This window comes from Bradyrhizobium sp. DOA9 (assembly GCF_000617845.2).
In the GTDB taxonomy this organism is placed as follows: Bacteria; Pseudomonadota; Alphaproteobacteria; order Rhizobiales; family Xanthobacteraceae; genus Bradyrhizobium.
Genome location: NZ_DF820425.1, coordinates 5,456,898 through 5,472,382 on the forward strand (window position 1 = coordinate 5,456,898; position 15,485 = coordinate 5,472,382).

Sequence of the window (15,485 nt, forward strand, 5' to 3'; positions counted from 1 at the left end):
TCCATCCAGGCCACGGGAGCTACGGCTCGCTAGCCCCCGAAATCCTTCGGGCTGAACGGCAGGTCCAGCACTTTCCATTCCTCGTACAAATTGGCCGGCAGCATCTTGTAGGGCTGGCAGTTCTGCAGCGCGCTCGTTGCGGACTTGACGATGGCCACGCCCTTTGCGGACGGCGGCGCCTGGATCAGGATGGGCTCGCGCGCCAGTGTGCCATCGGTGGCGAACACCGTGCGCAGCTTGACATTGACGTTGTCGGTCGGCGCGACTCCGGCCGGAAGCTTGGCGCAGGTGCGCAAATGACGGCGAAGCTCCGCGATGACTTCGGGCGGAAGCTTCGCAGCGATCGAGTCGTTGGCATCGCCGCCGTCGTCCTTGGCGCCTTGCGGCTCGACCGGCAATTCAGGCGGCAGGCCCAGCATGACGCCGTACTTGATGGTGACGTCCGGCTGCGCCGGCTGATAGGCCGGCGGCGTCGCGGTCTGCGGCGGCGGTTGCGCGTTGGCTTCACGCTGCTTCGCGGCCTGCGGCTGTTTCTGCTGCGGCTCGGGCGAGGCCTGCTGCGATGGCAATGGTGACGGCGATGGTGCGGCCGCCTGCGGCCTGGCCGCGGGTTTCGACGCCTCCGCCTTATCGGCGAGATCCGGCTTCGGCAGCTTCAGATCGAGGAGCGGCTCCGGCGGCTTCGCCTCTTCCTTTTTCTCCTCGGCCTTGGCTTCCTCCTGCTTCACCTGCTCCGGCGTGACGATGTCGACCGTGACAGTCTCGGGCGGCTGGCTGTGAAACGGACGGACCTCGCTGATCACGATAATCAGCGCCACCAGCGTCAGGTGGGCGATTGCCGAGGCGGCAATGTCCGTCCGTATGATCTTCCGCAGTTCCATCGACCGATCTTGGGTTGCCGCCGCGGTCCTAACATACCCCGGGTCCCTCTCAATCCCATTTCGGGGCGAAGCCAAAATCGGTCAGGCGTCCCTTCGGATTGGCAAGCGCGGCGATCCGGCTCATCTCGTCTTCCGACAGCTCGAAATCGAAGATCTCGATGTTTTCCGACAGGCGCTCGATGCGCGAGGTCCGCGGGATCGCGGCGACATTCTGCTGCACCAGCCAGCGCAGGCAGACCTGCGCCGGCGTCTTTTGGTGGACGCGGCCGATCTCGGCCAGCGTCTGGTCGGATTTGATGCGGCCCTTGGCGATCGGGCTGTAGGCGACGAGGGCAAGGCCATGCCGGTCGCAGGCCGCCCTCACCTTCGCCTGATCGAGATAGGGGTGATATTCGACCTGGTTGCAGACCAGCGGCTCCGCCGACAGCGCGACCGCCTGCTCGATCAGTGCCACGGTGAAATTGGAGACGCCGATGTGGCGGGTCAGGCCCATCGTCTTCGCATGCGACAGCGCGCCCAGCGTCTCCGCCAGCGGCACATGGGGATTGGGCCAGTGCAGCAGCAACAGGTCGACAGAGGGAAGCCGCAGGCGGGCAAGGCTCTCCTTGACCGAGCGCTCGAGATCGTTGGGCGCGAAATGGTTGGTCCAGACCTTGGTGGTGAGGAAGACGTCGTCGCGGCGCACGCCGGAGGCGCGCAAGCCGTCGCCGACCTCGCGCTCATTGTCGTAGACCTGCGCGGTGTCGATATGGCGATAGCCGAGCCGCAGCGCCTGCTGGACCACGCGCGCGGCGGGCTTTCCGCTCAGCTCCCAGGTCCCGAGACCGATCGCCGGAATCCTTGCGCCATTGGCCTCGACGAACAGCATGAGGAATCCTCTTCCGTTGCGGCAGCCCCGGTCGACATTATGGACCTCGTCCGTGTTGGTTGCCAACGGACGTCGGTGCTATCGGGACGGATATTCAGGGCAATGCTAACAGGAGGTTCGCACGAGGCTTACGCCTTGATGTCACGCCTTTTTGTCAGGCCTTTTTTTCAGGCCTTGGCGAGCGCCTGGAACACGGTGTCGGGCGCATGCGCGATCACCGCGAGCAGCGCGCGGGCCGGGCCACGCGGGGCGCGCTTGCCCTGCTCCCAGTTGCGGATGGTCTCGACGGGAACGCCGAGCTTGGCGGCGAACTCCATCTGGGTCAGGCAGGCGCGCCGGCGCAGATCCCGCACCGCGAGCGGGCCGGTATCGGCCGGCACCGTATCGGCCGTCGGCTGACCCGAACGCGGCTGGACCGGAAATTCCTGCCCATCCCGCAATTCGACGATCCGTCCGTCCGCCTTCAGCCGCAACCGCATGCCCATTCCCCCAAGCGAGGGCGATGATGCGGCAGGTCGCTTAAGTTCGGATTAAAGACAGGAGGTCTCGTGCCCCGGACGCGGCGCAGCGCGCCCCGAGCATGAAAGTGGGGGCCCCTGCTGATCGCCCCCGTCATTGCGAGTTCCGACCGGCCGGAAGGGTCGCAATCCAGACTGCCGCCGCGGAGGGATTCTGGATTGCTTCGCTAATGACGTGGAGAGAGCGTGCGCCGTTCGCTACTTCAACCCGAACCAGAGCGTCGCAATCCCGAGGAAGGAGAAGAAGCCGATGACGTCGGTCACGGTGGTCACGAACGTGCCCGACGCCACCGCCGGGTCGGCCCGCACGCGATCCAGCGCCATCGGGATCAGGATGCCGCCGAGCGCGCCGGCCACGAGGTTGCAGATGATGGCGAGCCCGATGACGATGCCGAGGCCCGGGATCTTGAACCAGGCCACCGCGGCAATGCCCGTGATCACGGCGAAGGCGAGGCCGTTGACGAGGCCGACCAGGGCCTCGCGCATTACCACGCGCCAGGCGTTCGAGGACCCGAGCTCGCGCGTCGCCAGCGCCCGCACCGCCACCGTCATGGTCTGGGTCGCGGCATTGCCGCCCTGGCTCGCCACGATCGGCGCCAGCACCGCGAGCGCGACCATCTTCTCCAGCTGCCCCTCGAACAGGCCAAGCACGGAGGACGCCAGGAACGCGGTGGCGAGGTTCACCAGCAGCCAGTTGAAACGACCGCGGGCGATGGTGAGGAACGTATCCGACAGCTCTTCGTCGCTGGTGACGCCGCCGAGCGCCTTGAGGTCCTCGTCCGCCTCCTCCTCGATGACGTCGACGACGTCGTCGACGGTGATGACGCCGACGAGGCGGTCCTGGGTATCGAGCACGGGGGCGGCGACGAGATTGTACTTGCCGAACATGCGCGCCACCTCCTCCTGGTCCTCCAGGACGGAGACGCGGCGGCGGTCCTCGTCGGTGAGCTCGGTCAGCGCCACCGGCCGGCGCGTGCGCAGGAGCACGTCGAGCGGCACCGCGCCCTGCCAGTGCTGGTCCTTGTCGACGACGTAGATCTCGTAGAAGCGGTCGGGCAGATCCGGCGTCTCGCGCATGTAGTCGATCGCCTGGCCCACGGTGAAATCCTGGGGCACGGCGATGAACTCGGTCTGCATGCGGCGGCCGGCTGAGTTCTCCGGATACAGCAGGCTGCGCTCGAGCGCGACGCGCTCCTTGAGCGGCAGCTTCTCCAGGATCTCCTCCTGCTCCTCGGCGCCGAGGGTTTCCAGGAGCTCGACCGCATCGTCGGATTCGAGCTCGCGGACGCCCTCGGCGACCGTCTCCGGCAGCAGCTCCTCGAGGATCTCCTCGCGCACGGTCTCATCGACCTCGTTCAGCGCCGAGAAGTCGAAATCGCGGCCGGTGAGCTCGACCAGGCGGACGCGCTGGTCGGGCTCCAGGGCCCCGATCAGATCGCCGAGATCGGCCTCGTGCAGTTCCGCGACACAGGCCCGCAGCGCCGCGCTGTCGCTCTCCTCGATCGCGCGGGCGATTTCCTCGACGAATTCGCGCCTGATATCGCCGTCCTCATTGCGCATCGGCACGTGGTCGAGTACCGAATCGGAGGCGGATGGGGCACCGTCCATATGTTCATCCATGGCGCGCCTCGACGTTGACAGGTTGGAACGGGTGATCTGGCTGACGGCAAGCCAATACCCACAAGGCAACTGCGGGCGCAATGACAAAGATCTTTCGACTGGAATGGACGTCGATCATGTCAGGTGCGGCGCTGGCCGCCCTTCTCGGCGTAAGCTTGTGTGATGCCGCCGAGTGCCCGCGCAAGGACGCGCTCGGCACCTCGCGCGTGCTCAGCGTCGACGCCAAGACCTTTCCGCGCGTGGGCCTGAAGAGCTTTCCGCAGACGCTGCCGCTGGCCGATCGCGAGGTCGTGCTCACCTTCGACGACGGGCCGCATCCGCCGACGACGTCGAAGGTGCTGGCGGCACTCGCGCAAGAGTGCGTGCGCGCGACCTTTTTCCTGATCGGCCAGCACGCCTCGCAGTATCCGGACATGGTCAAGCGCATCGCGCGCGAGGGCCACACCGTCGGCCATCACTCCTTCACGCATCCGTTCATGGGGCATATTCCGTTCGAGAAGGCCATTGCCGACATCGACCGGGGCATTGCCGCAGACGAAATGGCGCTGCACGGAGCCTCGACGACGACACCCTCGACGCCGTTCTTCCGCTTTCCCTATTTCGAGTCGACACAAGCGCTGCTCGACCTGCTCCAGTCGCGCGGCATCGCTGTGTTCGGGGCCGATCTATGGGCCAGCGACTGGGAGGAGATGACGCCGGAGCAGCAATTGAAGCTCGTCACCGAGCGCCTCGCCGCGAGCGGCAGGGGCATCATCCTCTTTCACGACAACAAGGCCCAGACGGCCGCAATGATGCCGGCCTTTCTGCGGTATCTGAGGGAGAACGGCTATCGGGTGGTTCACATCGTCCCGGCGGGCAAATCGCAAAGGAGCGCCGACACGCGCTGATGCCGGAATGTCACGCCCGGGCAAAATGGGGTGATTTGGGGGCAATTAACACTCTGTTCATGCTACCCCGTGCAAAGATGAGGACGGCTACGGCTGAACCGTTTTGGGTCAGCTCCGACCTATTCTAAGCGCCAGTTGCACGGGGGCAGACGAGGTTCATGATCGGAAGTAGCGTTGTTGTGCGGACGCGATCGTGGATCGTCCTCTGTCTGGGAATTCTGACCATCGCTTCGCCGGCCGCGCGCGCGGCCGATTGTCCCGGCAATCCCGACGCGCTCGGCACGTCCCGCACCCTCGTGGTCGATCCGCGCGAGCATCCGCTGATCGGCACCATGCAGTACCGCGAGACGCTGCCGCTGAAGGACCATGAGGTCGTCCTGACCTTCGACGACGGTCCGATCCCGAAATATTCCAACCAGGTGCTCAAGATCCTCGCCGACGAATGCATCAAGGCGACCTTCTTCATCGTCGGCAACCAGGCCAAGGCCAATCCGGACGGCGTGCGCAAGCTGGTGGGGGCAGGCCACACCGTCGGCACGCACAGCATGGACCATCCGCTGACCTTCGACCGGATGCCGATCGAGAAGGCCGAGGCGGAGATCAATGGCGGCATCGAATGGACCGCGGCCGCGATGACCGATCCCTCGCAGCTCGCCCCGTTCTTCCGCATTCCCGGACTGATGCGCGCCGAGGGCGTCGAGAGCCATCTGATCTCGCGGGGCATCCAGGTCTGGAGCGCCGACTTCCCGGCCGATGACTGGCGGCACGTGTCGTCCGACCGCGTCTACCAGCTCGCGATCCAGCGGCTGGAGGCCAAGGGCAAGGGCATCCTGCTGCTGCACGACATTCAGGCCCGCACGGTGGCGGCGCTGCCCAAGATCATCCGCGACCTCAAGGCGCGCGGCTATCGCATCGTGCATGTCGTGCCCGCAACAGCCGAGCGGCCGGCGACGCCGACGACGCAGGTCGAATGGCTGCTGCATCCGCCATCCGAGACGACGCCGATCGCGCGCTGGCCGCGCGTGCCGCATTTCGTGTTCACGCAGACCGGGACACTGCCGGCGCCCGGGCTCGCCGACCTCAATGCGCAGGCCGAGCATCAGTCGCTGCTGCCGCACCGGAGCAAAGGCCAGATCGACCTCGCATCCACCCTGCCCGTGCCCGGCCGCGACCTGTTCGCGATTCCGGAAGGCTCGGTCGAGGTGCTGCTGACGACGACCTTGTCGCGGCGCGCGGCGACCCGGGTCGCGATGGCCGCCGAGAGGCCGCATCCGGCCAAGGACAAGGCTGCACAGGGCAGAGCTGCGAAGGGCAAGACGGCCAGGGTGCAGGGGCGACATACCGCCCAGGCGGCGCCGGTGGCAGCGGATCATGCCGCGCAGCCCGTCGACATCGCACCCAAGAACACCGCCTCCAAGGGCGCCGCTTCCAAGAGCGCGGCTTCCAAGAGCGCGGCGCCCCGTCCGACCCGCGTCGCCAGCCTGAAAAAGCGCGCTTAGGCCGCTATTGCCGCATGATCGCGGCGACGCAGAGCAGCACGATCAGCGCCAGGAAGAACAGGTCCATGTAGGACTTGAGCTCGCCGTCGCGCCGCAGCCGCGCGACGTCGGCGATCACCTGCTTGCGTGCGCTGGTACTGCCAGAGCCGTCGTTGATCGGCGCCTGAAGACGCCTGGTCTCAGCCTCCAGCTTCTCGATCTTCTGGAAGAAGTAGAACGCCCGCAGCGTCGAGACCGCGCGCATGGCGGCATAGACCAGCACCAGGATCGCCAGGATCGCCCGGTTCGGATACTTCTCCATGAAGTTCAGGCTGAAATAGACCACCGCCATGAAGGCGAAATTGGTGAGGAAGCGATAGACGAAGCTGAGAAAGACCATGCTGGCTCGAACCTTGAGGGGGGGCGCAACTTGACGATGTTGCGAAGTGCGGGATCGGGACCCAGACCGGAACGGCGATCCTGGATGCGGCCCGTCTACGCCAAGATTGTTTCAACAAAGATACTGCCGCCCCCGCAACTTGCGGCCTTTTAGCCTGACGCGGCCATAAGGCAAGCCGGAGCTTGGCCCCCGGTCTTGCCGACGCGAAGGGCCCGCAACGGCTCAATGGCGGTTTGGTCGAAGGCGCGGTAAACTGCGACCGCCGCCAGATGTGGGGTTCTTCCGATGTCGAAGAAGGGAATCACGGGCCATGACGACTGGGTTCTGACCGAGGCACTCGCGACCGCCCTGGTCGCGCTGGAGCAGCTCGAGCCGAAGCACCAGCCGAACGCGCATATGGACGACATCCGCAAGCTGCTCGCGAACGGCAAGGAGCCGGCAGCGGTGAGCCTGCATCTCGCCCAGGCCAAATGCCGCTTGTTTCCGGAGCTCGACCCGCTGGAGATCTACCGGGAATACGGCATCGGCGAGGAGTATGGCTGAGGGCGCCGGTCGTCGATCATGCTCTAAGGCCCGCCGGCGACCGATCCTGCGATCACCATGACCAGCGCGCCGAGGTCGATCTTGCCGTTGACGGTCAGCTCCTCCGAGCCCGTCGCCTCGCCCGCGCCCTGGACCTTCAGCGATTGCGGCCGGTCGGCGGCCTGACGCTGCAACTCGCCGACGATCGCTTCCTTGAGCTTCTCTTCCAGCATGGGCTCTTCCCTTCGCGGATCCGCCCAGTTCAAGACGGAGAGCCTGCGCTTCGTTCCCATCACGCAAATCGCGGCGGCAGGCTGTTGTGGATCGTGCAGGCGGCGATGGCGGCATGGCCGAACGCGACCGAGATCTGGTGCAGGTCGGTGACGACGTCGCCGATGCCGTAGAGCCCGGTGACCGACGTGCGCTGGTGATCGTCGACCTCCAGATAGCCCTCCCCGGTATGGTCGGCGCCGAGCGCCATCGCGAGCTGCGAGCGCACCTCGGCGCCCATCGCGGGATAGACCGTGTCGAATTGTGCCGTCCTGCCGTCGGCGAAGACGGCTTCGACGCCCTCGCCTCTCCGCCGCAAACGCAGGTCGGGCGCGAACACGACCTCGACGCCCGCTTCAGTCAGCCCCGACGCTGCCGACCGATCGTCACCCTGCCCGATTGCGAGCAGCGTCACGTCGCGCGAATAGCCGCGCAGGAAGAGTGCCTTGCCCGCAGCGCGCGCGAGCGGGCCGATGACGCCGATGCGGCGGCCGGTCGCCTCGAAGGCGTCGCAAACCGGGCAGTAGCGCAGCAGGCCGTCCGCGACGGCGGCGCGCCATGCGTCGAACGGCGGATGCGTATCGACGATCCCGCAGGCGAGAATGACGGTGGCCGCGGCATGCGCACGGCCATTCCAGCTCGCTTCGAAACCGCGTTCGTGACGCTGCAACGCCGTGACCTCGGCCGCCACGCGTGTGACGGCGAGCTCGTTCAGCTGGGCCGACATCCGTTCGATCAGCTCCGTGCCGGACAGGCCGTGGACGAAGCCCGGGACATTGTGGCTGCGCGGGATCAGCGCCGCCCGGCTCGCGCCGGCGTCCACGACCCAGACGCGGCGGCGAAAGCGCGCCAGATAGATCGCGGCCATCAGTCCGGCCGGGCCGCCTCCGACGATCAGGCATTCGATCGGTGGCGCGCCGGTCATTTGGGATTCGGATCCGCAAGGCCGGCCCCGGGCTCATCGAGGCGCCCGCTCCGCGCCAGCCGGACCGCATTGCCGAGCGCGCGCGCCGCATTCTGCACCGACTGCTGGAATTCGCGGTCCTCGTCGAGCTCGCGATGCGAGGTGGCGTATGGCTCCATGTAACCGACATAACCGTCGAGCTCGGCGTAGCGGCCCGCCGAGATCAGCTGCATGTCGGTCAGCCAGTCGGACAAGGTCCGGCGCACGCCCTCGGCGCCGACCGCGTCGCCGTGAACGACGATGCCGAAATGACGGCCGGCGAGATGGCGCGGATAGGGCCAGCCGTTCAGCTCGATCGCCTTGGCTTCCGCGGCGTTCTTGCCGTGGGTCGAGGTCGGATCGGGATTGCCGCCGTCGGCGCAGACCATGCGGTCCATCATCGCCTTGAGCCCGCCGGGGACGTGATACCAGTTCACGGGCGTCACGATCAGGATGCCGTGGGCGGCAACCCAGAGCGGATAGATCTCGTTCATCCAGTCGTGGGTCTGGCCCAGCGAGTGGTTCGGATAGCAGCTGCACGGCCAATGGCACAGCGGCATCGCGGTGCCGACGCAGGACTTGCAGGGATGAATGGTCTTGCCGAATTCCGAGGCGAGGCGCGACAGATCGAGGATGTCGACGATAAATCCCATCTCGACGAAGACGGGCTCGGCCAGCTTGACCAGCCGCCAGGTCTTGGACATCTCGCCGGGACAGGTGTGCTCGCTGCGGGCCGAGCCGTTGACGATCAGGATGCGCGGCGCCTGGTCGGCATCGTCGTGGCGCCGCTGCGCTTCCAGGATTTTTGCGCGGGCGTCGAGCCAGTCGACGGCGAGATCGTAGTCGGGGTCGGCGAAGCCTGCGCCGGCCTTCCGCGTCAATGGTGCCTTGCGCGAATGGCTGTAGGCGTCCCAGGCCGCCGCGATGATGGCGTCGAGCTCACGCCCGAGCGAGGCGAACGCGGGATCGACGAACTGACGCCTGTAGCGCTGCTCGAACTGCTCGCGCGACAGCTTGACGGGCGGCATCCCCTTGCGAATGTCGGCGTCCGTCATGCTGGCTCCTGGCGAGGTCGGTCACGACCAACCCGGCGCCCAGCGCGCGGTTCCAAACACTTATCGGCGAGCAAGCTCCTGCGGCACATCGAACCTGGCGATCCGCTGATCGAGCCGCCACAGCTCGATGCGATGCACGAGGACGAGCGAAGCGGCTTCGCGCTTGGCCTGCTCGTCGTCGTCACAGACCAGATTGATGCATCCGAACACGTGCCCGTCCGGATCAATCTGGAACGCGCGGTAGTGCTTGATGCCTGCCACTATGATTGTCCTCGCCTTGGAACGACGGGCGCGCTGAGCCAATCGGTCAGGTTCAAGGTCACTTCGTTCTGCTTGGCGCGACGCAGCAGCATCTCGCGTTCCCTGCCGGGCGGCAGGCTGAGCGCGCGCTCGCGGGCGCTTTCGGCAAAGGCGGCCAGCCGCTCCTGAAGCGTCTGGGTCTGTTTCCTGCGGTTGCGTTTGGCGGTCATTTTGCTTTCGCGAAAATTCGGTTGGGAGGAAATCGGCCCCGGCGGGGGATCGGGCGCCGGGGCCCAGGTTCGCTCGTCACTCGAGTCCCGTGCCGGTTGAGGCGGCTCAGCCCGGCAACGATTGTAGCTTCCGCTGCAATTCGCGGTTCCAGCATTTCCATAAGTTAACGCTGCGCGATTTTGCGCAAAGCGCGATCGATCCGGACTGCGCCGGAACCGAAATGCCGATTCGTATGTTCAAGGACGAGTCGAAGGAGGATCATCATGGCAAAAGCAGCATGGAAACGACCGGGCTCGCCGATCGGCCGCAAGGGCCCGCGCAAGGCAAATCCCGTCTACAAGCGCCGCGCGCGCCAGCCGTGGACGCCTGCGGACGTGAGCAAGCTGAAGCAGCTTGCGAAAGGCAACACGCCGACCGGCGTGATGAGCATCAAGCTGCAGCGCCCCGTTGCGGCGATCCGCAGCAAGGCGCAACGCGAAGGGATTTCGCTGCGGCCCGTCAACCGCTCGCCCTACAACCGGCGAAGCAAAGCCGCGAAGCGGCGCTGACGACGGGCATCGCTGGGACCAAAGCGCGATGCGATGAGGATGAATCGTCATCGCGCTTTAGGTTATTGTTTGAGCATGATCTTTTCGGCAAACCGCTGCACACTTTTCCGGATCATGCTCTAGCTCGGCGGCTGCAGGCCCGGCGACCTCAGCCATTCGCTCATCTGAGACCCTGTTTCCGCCTGACGCGCCTTGCGCAAGACCTCGTCGCGCGCCGGGCCATGCGGAAGCGTGCTGGCGTGTTGGCGCAGCCGCTCCGCCTCGGCGGCGAGCCGCGCCTCCAGCGTGTCGACGGGCTTGAAGCGATGTCGCGTCGTCATCAGGCGTCTCCCTGGTGCTGAGCCGAGCGCGCCGTTGCGTTCTGACGTGGTGGATCGAGCCTGGCCTCGTTGCCTGGCAACGATTCAACGTTCCGGCGAGGGAACGGTTGCCTGCTTCTGCGAAAACACCGGAGTTACGATTCCTCGTTATCCCGGCGCGCCTTGATCTCGGAGCGCAGCATGGCACTCTCCATGACGGCCACCCGCAAATCCTTGACGGTTTCATCGTAGCGACCGATGACATGCCTGTGCCGCTCTCGGAGAGCGCGGCTTTCTTCGATGGCGCGTGTCGCGCGGGCAAGCAGGTCGGGCATGCGTCATGATGCGCCCAGCCTGCCGAGCGTGCACTTGCATAGGTTACTCAAATCCAGCCAGTGGCTCAAAAAGCTTTCGTGAGTTAACCTGGATCAAGCGACCGCAACCTTTGCGGAGCGCTCTTCAACCGTCAGCCGTGGCCGGAACAGGGATCGACGTGGCTTTCCGCGCCGCAAACGCTCCCTCATAGCGCCGATTCAGTCCCTCGATACAGACGCAGATAGCTCGGCGAATACAGCGCCGCGTTCTTGAGTGCATCGAGGTCCGGGATGGTCAGCGTCCGCTCACGCAAGACGATGAGCCCCGAGCTCCGTAGCTCCTGGAGCGTCCGATTGAGGTGAACGACGGAAAGCCCCGTGGCATCGGCGAGATCCATTTGCGTCACCGGCATGAGGCAGGAATTGCCGTCGACCATTCCCACCGGGCGCAGGCGCTCGACGATTTCGCAGAACAGGTGCGCGACGCGCTCCAGTGCCACGCGGCGGCCGAGATTGATCGCCCATTCCCGCTGGATTGCACTGTTGAGCAGCGTCTCGCACCAGAACGCTTCCGAAAGCGTGGGGTTGCTGGCCAGGAGGCTCTCGAACCGGGCGCGCTTGATCTCGGCATAGACTACAGGCGTCAGCGCCACGATCGAATGGTCCATCTCCGCAAGCAGGTAGGCACGTGCGTCGCAGCTTTCCCCCGGGAAGATGAAGTTGACGATCTGTCGCCTTCCGTCTTCCAGCGTCTTGTAGCGGCCGAGCCAGCCCGACAACAGGATACGGACGGCGTCGACGGAATCGCCTTCGACGATCAGATCCTCGCCCGATCCGGCACGCTGCAGGCCCTCGAGCATGGCGTATTCCAGCGATGCACGGGCCTCGCTCGACAACGGCCGCAGCGCGCTCAGCCGCCGAATGGCCGGCTCCAGCAGGCTGCGATCTGCTGTCGACAACGGCATCAGGCGGCCACCACCGGTGTGTGGAAGGCGCGCTTGCTCAGCGGAATGGTGATGGTGCATTGCAGCCCGGCAGGGTGGAACGCCAGGGTGGTCTGCCCCTTCAACTCGAACGCCAGCGTGCGCTCCAGAAGCTCGGTCCCGAATCCCTTCCGTGGCCTCGCGGTCACGGGCGGCCCGCCGCGCTCCCGCCACTCGAACACCAGCTCCGCCGGCTCGGTGCTCTCATCGACGCGCCAGGCCACCTCGACGCGCCCGCTGGGCTGGCTCAAGGCGCCGTATTTGAGCGCATTGGTCGCGAGCTCGTGGATGGCGAGCGCGAAGGTTTCGGCGGCTTTGGGCTGGAAGCGCACCTTGGGACCGGAGACGCGCATCTGCTCGCCCTCGCGGGCATTGTAGGCGAGCAGCTCCTCGACCACGAGATATTCGAGATCGACGCCGCCTTCGGGATCGCGCGTCACCAGCGCCTGGGTGCGGGCGAACGCGTTGAGACGCCCATCGAGATGGGAGGCATATTCCTCGACGGTGGTGCTGGATTCCGCGGAGCGGCGGGCGATCGAGCGCACCACGCCGAGCGTGTTGCGGACGCGGTGCTGAAGCTCGGCAAGGAGAAGACGCTGCCGCTCCTCGGCGCGCGTGATCGCGGTGACGTCGATGAAGGTGATGACGACGCCCGCGATGAAATTGTCGATGCTGCGATAGGGCAGGATGCGCACGATGTAGCGGGTGCCGCTGTCCGGCGCGCTGAGCTCGCGCTCGACGCTCGCGAGCGTGCGCAACACGCTGCGGACGTCCTCGTAGAGCTCCTCGATCGGGATGCGCGCCTTGATATGACTGATCGGCCGGCCCGTATCGGTTTCGACCAGGTGGAGGAGCTGCGTGATCGCGGGCGTGAAGTTCATCACGCGCAGGTCATTGTCGAGGAACACCGTTGCGATCTGCGTGCTCTCGAGGAAATTCTTGAGGTCGCTGGTGGCGCGCGTCAGCTCCTGGACGCGGTGCGCCAGCTCGCCGTTGACGGTTGTCAGCTCCTCGTTGACCGATTGCAATTCCTCGCGCGAGGTCTCCAGCTCCTCGTTCGCCGACTGAAGCTCCTCGTTGAGCGACTGGTATTCCTCGTTGGAGGATTTCAGCTCCTCGTTGGTGCTCTCGAGCTCCTCGATGGTTGCCTGGAGGCGTTCGCGCGTGGCGCGCAGGTCATTTTCGAGGCGCTCGACGTGCTCGGTACGCACCAGCGAATTGGGATTGCCGTTATCGGCTTCGGCGCCTCGTGCCGGGCCGTCCTTGAACAGAACGACGAAATTGCGATGGCCGCCCCCTCCCTCCTGGATCGGCTCGACTGTAATGTCGACCAGGACGCGGTGACCGTTGACCCCGAGCGGTACCTGCTCGGCATGAACGGGCTCGTTGGTTTCGGCAGCGCGGCTGAGCGCGGTGCGCAATTCCAGACGGAGATCGCGGTGCACGAGTTGCAGCAGGTCGAGCGTGGCGGCGCCTGCCGTCGGCTCGATATAGCGGCCGGTGCGCCCGGAGAAATGCAGGACCTGGAAATGGTCGTCGGTGATGACATATGCCGGCGCATAGCGCTCGACGATGCGTTGCGCCCGCCGCTCCAGGCCGACGTCGGGGCCGAATGCACGCGCCGACGGCACCTCGACCGGCACCCGGCCGGCTGCGGTCGCGATCGGAAATTCCGGCGGCAGCCGCGTTCCCGTCTCCAGCTTCTTGAATATCCGGGCGCGGCGGTCGACCGGCGCGAACAGCTTGGGATGCCGCGTCACGTTCTCGGAATTGCCGAGGAACAGATAGCGCTCCGGCAGCAGCGCGAAGTGGAACAGCGGGATCACCCGGTTCTGCAATTCGGCATTGAGATAGATCAGCAGATTACGACAGGAGACGAGATCGAGCTTGGAGAACGGCGCATCCTTGATGACGTTGTGCTGCGAGAAAATGCACATCTCGCGCAGCTCCTTCACCACGCAATAGGTATCGCCCTCGCGCACGAACCAGCGCGCCAGGCGCTCGCTGGTCATGTCCGCCTCGATATTGGTGCGATAGCGCCCGACGCGCGCGGTCGCCAGCGCCCGCCCGTCGATGTCGGTGGCGAAGATCTGGACTTGGGGCACCGAATCCATCCGCGCCATGTGCTCGCGCAGGAGGATGCCGATCGAATAGGCCTCCTCTCCGGTAGCACAGCCGAGCACCCAGATACGCACCTGTTGGCCGGCGCCCTTGCCCTCGAAGATCTTCGGGACGATCTGGCCTTCCAGCACCTCGAATTCGCGCTTGTCGCGGAAGAATTCGGTGACCCCGATCAGGAGGTCGTTGAAGAGGTGCTGGGTCTCGTCCTTGTCGTTCCGCAAGTAGTCGACATAGGCGCCGATGTCATCGATCTGGACCACTTGCATGCGCCGCTGCACGCGGCGCAGGAAGGTGTTCTGCTTGTAGCCGTGGAAGTCATTGCCGGTCTTGTTGCGCAGGATGTCGGCGATGCGCGACAGCGAGGTCGCGGCGGCCGCCAGCACCTCGTCGAAGCCCTGTTTTTCCTCCAGGCGCCTGAGATGGCGGGCATAGACCTGAATGTGCTCAGGGATGTCTTCCGGCGGCAGCACATAATCGGCGATGGCGGCGGGCGTGTTGCCGTCGCGGAGATGCTCGGCCTCTTCCGGCCCCGGGAGCTTTTCGGCGATGGCAAGTCCGCCGTGGTCTTTCAGGGCCGCGGTGCCGAGCGTGCCGTCGCCGCCGGTACCGGCCAGGATCACGCCGATCGATTGCTCGGCACGTTCTTCCGCCAACGAGACCAGGAAGCTGTCGATCGTGGCGCGCTCGCCGGGCGCCTGCTCCGCCTTGCGTAGCGCGAACCGGTCGCTCTGGATCGTGGTGATCATCGCCTGAGGGCAAAGATAGACAGTGCCGCCTTCGATCGGGTGGCCGTCGCCGATATCCGCGAGCTTGCCGCCATTGGACGCCTGAAGGATGCCGCGCAACCGCGGCTCGTCGTAAGCCTCGTGATGCTGAAGCGCCAGCACGATGGCCTGATCGGCGCCGACGGTCAGCTTGCCGAAGAACCGCTCGATGCTGTCGAGCGCGCCGGGCGAGGCGCCGACCCCGATGATCAGAGGAGTCTTGACCTGGCGCTCTCCATCGACCGGCTGGTCGCCGACGTCATGCATGGCTCTGCTGGCTCTCGTTCGCTGCCGGGACCAATGGGCGCCCGGCTCCTGCAAATAGCAGAAATCGATATTATCCCAACACATTAAACACAGAAATGTCCCCGGGCTTTCCGCGTTGTCAGCTCGGGGCGGCAAGGGCCATACTCCCCCGCGCACCGGAGGACCAGCCATGCCGATCTCCGAGGAACTCGCCGCGCTGACCGAGCGCGCCGAACGCGCGACCGCGGACGCCCGCCGCCTGCTGGCCGAGAACGATCGCCGGCGCCGCTACGTGGA

The 15,485-nt window shown here is 65.8% G+C and carries 18 protein-coding genes; 4 read left to right on the forward strand and 14 right to left on the reverse strand.

The genetic code is table 11. The annotated features are described in order from the left end of the window. Positions 1-29: 29 nt before the first annotated feature. The 4 genes from BDOA9_RS25615 to mgtE form a co-directional block, all read right to left on the reverse strand. Positions 30-881, reverse strand: a complete 852-nt coding sequence (locus tag BDOA9_RS25615; protein ID WP_025036813.1) for a hypothetical protein — start codon at positions 879-881, stop codon at positions 30-32. Between the two features lie 49 nt (positions 882-930). Beyond that, positions 931-1,749, reverse strand: coding sequence for an aldo/keto reductase (locus BDOA9_RS25620; RefSeq protein WP_025036814.1), 819 nt, complete (start codon positions 1,747-1,749; stop codon positions 931-933). Between the two features lie 167 nt (positions 1,750-1,916). After that, the gene (locus BDOA9_RS25625) at positions 1,917-2,234 is read right to left on the reverse strand and encodes a helix-turn-helix domain-containing protein (protein ID WP_025036815.1); all 318 of its coding nucleotides are present in this window, start codon (positions 2,232-2,234) and stop codon (positions 1,917-1,919) included. A gap of 231 nt (positions 2,235-2,465) precedes the next feature. Further along, on the reverse strand, positions 2,466-3,887 hold the full coding sequence (gene mgtE, locus BDOA9_RS25630; RefSeq protein ID WP_025036816.1) for a magnesium transporter: 1,422 nt from the start codon (positions 3,885-3,887) through the stop codon (positions 2,466-2,468). A gap of 80 nt (positions 3,888-3,967) precedes the next feature. On the opposite strand from mgtE, the gene BDOA9_RS25635 reads away from it, so the two are divergent. Together BDOA9_RS25635 and BDOA9_RS25640 are read left to right on the forward strand one after the other, a co-directional pair. Continuing rightward, positions 3,968-4,774, forward strand: a complete 807-nt coding sequence (locus tag BDOA9_RS25635; protein ID WP_152033470.1) for a polysaccharide deacetylase family protein — start codon at positions 3,968-3,970, stop codon at positions 4,772-4,774. 158 nt (positions 4,775-4,932) lie between these two features. After that, the gene (locus tag BDOA9_RS25640) at positions 4,933-6,273 is read left to right on the forward strand and encodes a polysaccharide deacetylase family protein (RefSeq protein WP_025036818.1); all 1,341 of its coding nucleotides are present in this window, start codon (positions 4,933-4,935) and stop codon (positions 6,271-6,273) included. Between the two features lie 4 nt (positions 6,274-6,277). On the opposite strand, the gene BDOA9_RS25645 is transcribed toward BDOA9_RS25640, so the two are convergent. Then, entirely contained in the window at positions 6,278-6,652 is a 375-nt protein-coding gene (locus BDOA9_RS25645) for a hypothetical protein (protein ID WP_025036819.1), read from the reverse strand. A 285-nt stretch (positions 6,653-6,937) separates the two neighbouring features. On the opposite strand from BDOA9_RS25645, the gene BDOA9_RS39040 reads away from it, so the two are divergent. After that, positions 6,938-7,195, forward strand: a complete 258-nt coding sequence (locus BDOA9_RS39040) for a hypothetical protein (protein ID WP_025036820.1) — start codon at positions 6,938-6,940, stop codon at positions 7,193-7,195. Positions 7,196-7,218: 23 nt separating this feature from the next. Here BDOA9_RS39040 and BDOA9_RS25655 read toward each other — a convergent pair whose 3' ends face one another. The 5 genes from BDOA9_RS25655 to BDOA9_RS25675 are packed head-to-tail and all read right to left on the reverse strand — an operon-like array spanning position 7,219 to position 9,912. Beyond that, positions 7,219-7,407 (reverse strand): hypothetical protein, encoded by a 189-nt coding sequence (locus BDOA9_RS25655; RefSeq protein ID WP_025036821.1) that lies wholly within the window; start codon positions 7,405-7,407, stop codon positions 7,219-7,221. A 59-nt stretch (positions 7,408-7,466) separates the two neighbouring features. Next, entirely contained in the window at positions 7,467-8,369 is a 903-nt protein-coding gene (locus tag BDOA9_RS25660) for an NAD(P)/FAD-dependent oxidoreductase (protein ID WP_025036822.1), read from the reverse strand. Beyond that, complete coding sequence (locus BDOA9_RS25665) at positions 8,366-9,442, reverse strand: flavodoxin family protein (RefSeq protein WP_025036823.1); 1,077 nt, start codon at positions 9,440-9,442, stop codon at positions 8,366-8,368. Before BDOA9_RS25665 ends, BDOA9_RS25660 begins: the two co-directional genes overlap by 4 nt. 60 nt (positions 9,443-9,502) lie before the next feature. Further along, entirely contained in the window at positions 9,503-9,703 is a 201-nt protein-coding gene (locus BDOA9_RS25670; RefSeq protein WP_042336768.1) for a hypothetical protein, read from the reverse strand. Continuing rightward, positions 9,703-9,912: a hypothetical protein gene (locus tag BDOA9_RS25675; RefSeq protein WP_025036825.1), complete on the reverse strand. Its 210-nt coding sequence runs from the start codon at positions 9,910-9,912 to the stop codon at positions 9,703-9,705. Before BDOA9_RS25675 ends, BDOA9_RS25670 begins: the two co-directional genes overlap by 1 nt. Before the next feature lie 264 nt (positions 9,913-10,176). Here BDOA9_RS25675 and BDOA9_RS25680 point away from each other — a divergent pair, with 264 nt between their 5' ends. Continuing rightward, positions 10,177-10,461, forward strand: coding sequence for a hypothetical protein (locus tag BDOA9_RS25680; protein WP_025036826.1), 285 nt, complete (start codon positions 10,177-10,179; stop codon positions 10,459-10,461). A gap of 119 nt (positions 10,462-10,580) precedes the next feature. Here BDOA9_RS25680 and BDOA9_RS25685 read toward each other — a convergent pair whose 3' ends face one another. The 4 genes from BDOA9_RS25685 to BDOA9_RS25700 all read right to left on the reverse strand — a co-directional run bounded on the left by BDOA9_RS25685 (position 10,581) and on the right by BDOA9_RS25700 (position 15,209). Further along, complete coding sequence (locus BDOA9_RS25685) at positions 10,581-10,781, reverse strand: hypothetical protein (RefSeq protein ID WP_025036827.1); 201 nt, start codon at positions 10,779-10,781, stop codon at positions 10,581-10,583. A 134-nt stretch (positions 10,782-10,915) separates the two neighbouring features. Beyond that, entirely contained in the window at positions 10,916-11,095 is a 180-nt protein-coding gene (locus tag BDOA9_RS25690) for a hypothetical protein (RefSeq protein ID WP_025036828.1), read from the reverse strand. A 185-nt stretch (positions 11,096-11,280) separates the two neighbouring features. Beyond that, positions 11,281-12,039 carry a Crp/Fnr family transcriptional regulator gene (locus BDOA9_RS25695; protein WP_025036829.1) on the reverse strand — a complete coding sequence of 253 codons (759 nt, stop codon included), beginning with the start codon at positions 12,037-12,039 and terminating at the stop codon, positions 11,281-11,283. Further along, positions 12,039-15,209, reverse strand: coding sequence for a CheR family methyltransferase (locus BDOA9_RS25700; RefSeq protein WP_025036830.1), 3,171 nt, complete (start codon positions 15,207-15,209; stop codon positions 12,039-12,041). Before BDOA9_RS25700 ends, BDOA9_RS25695 begins: the two co-directional genes overlap by 1 nt. Between the last annotated feature and the right edge of the window lie 276 nt (positions 15,210-15,485).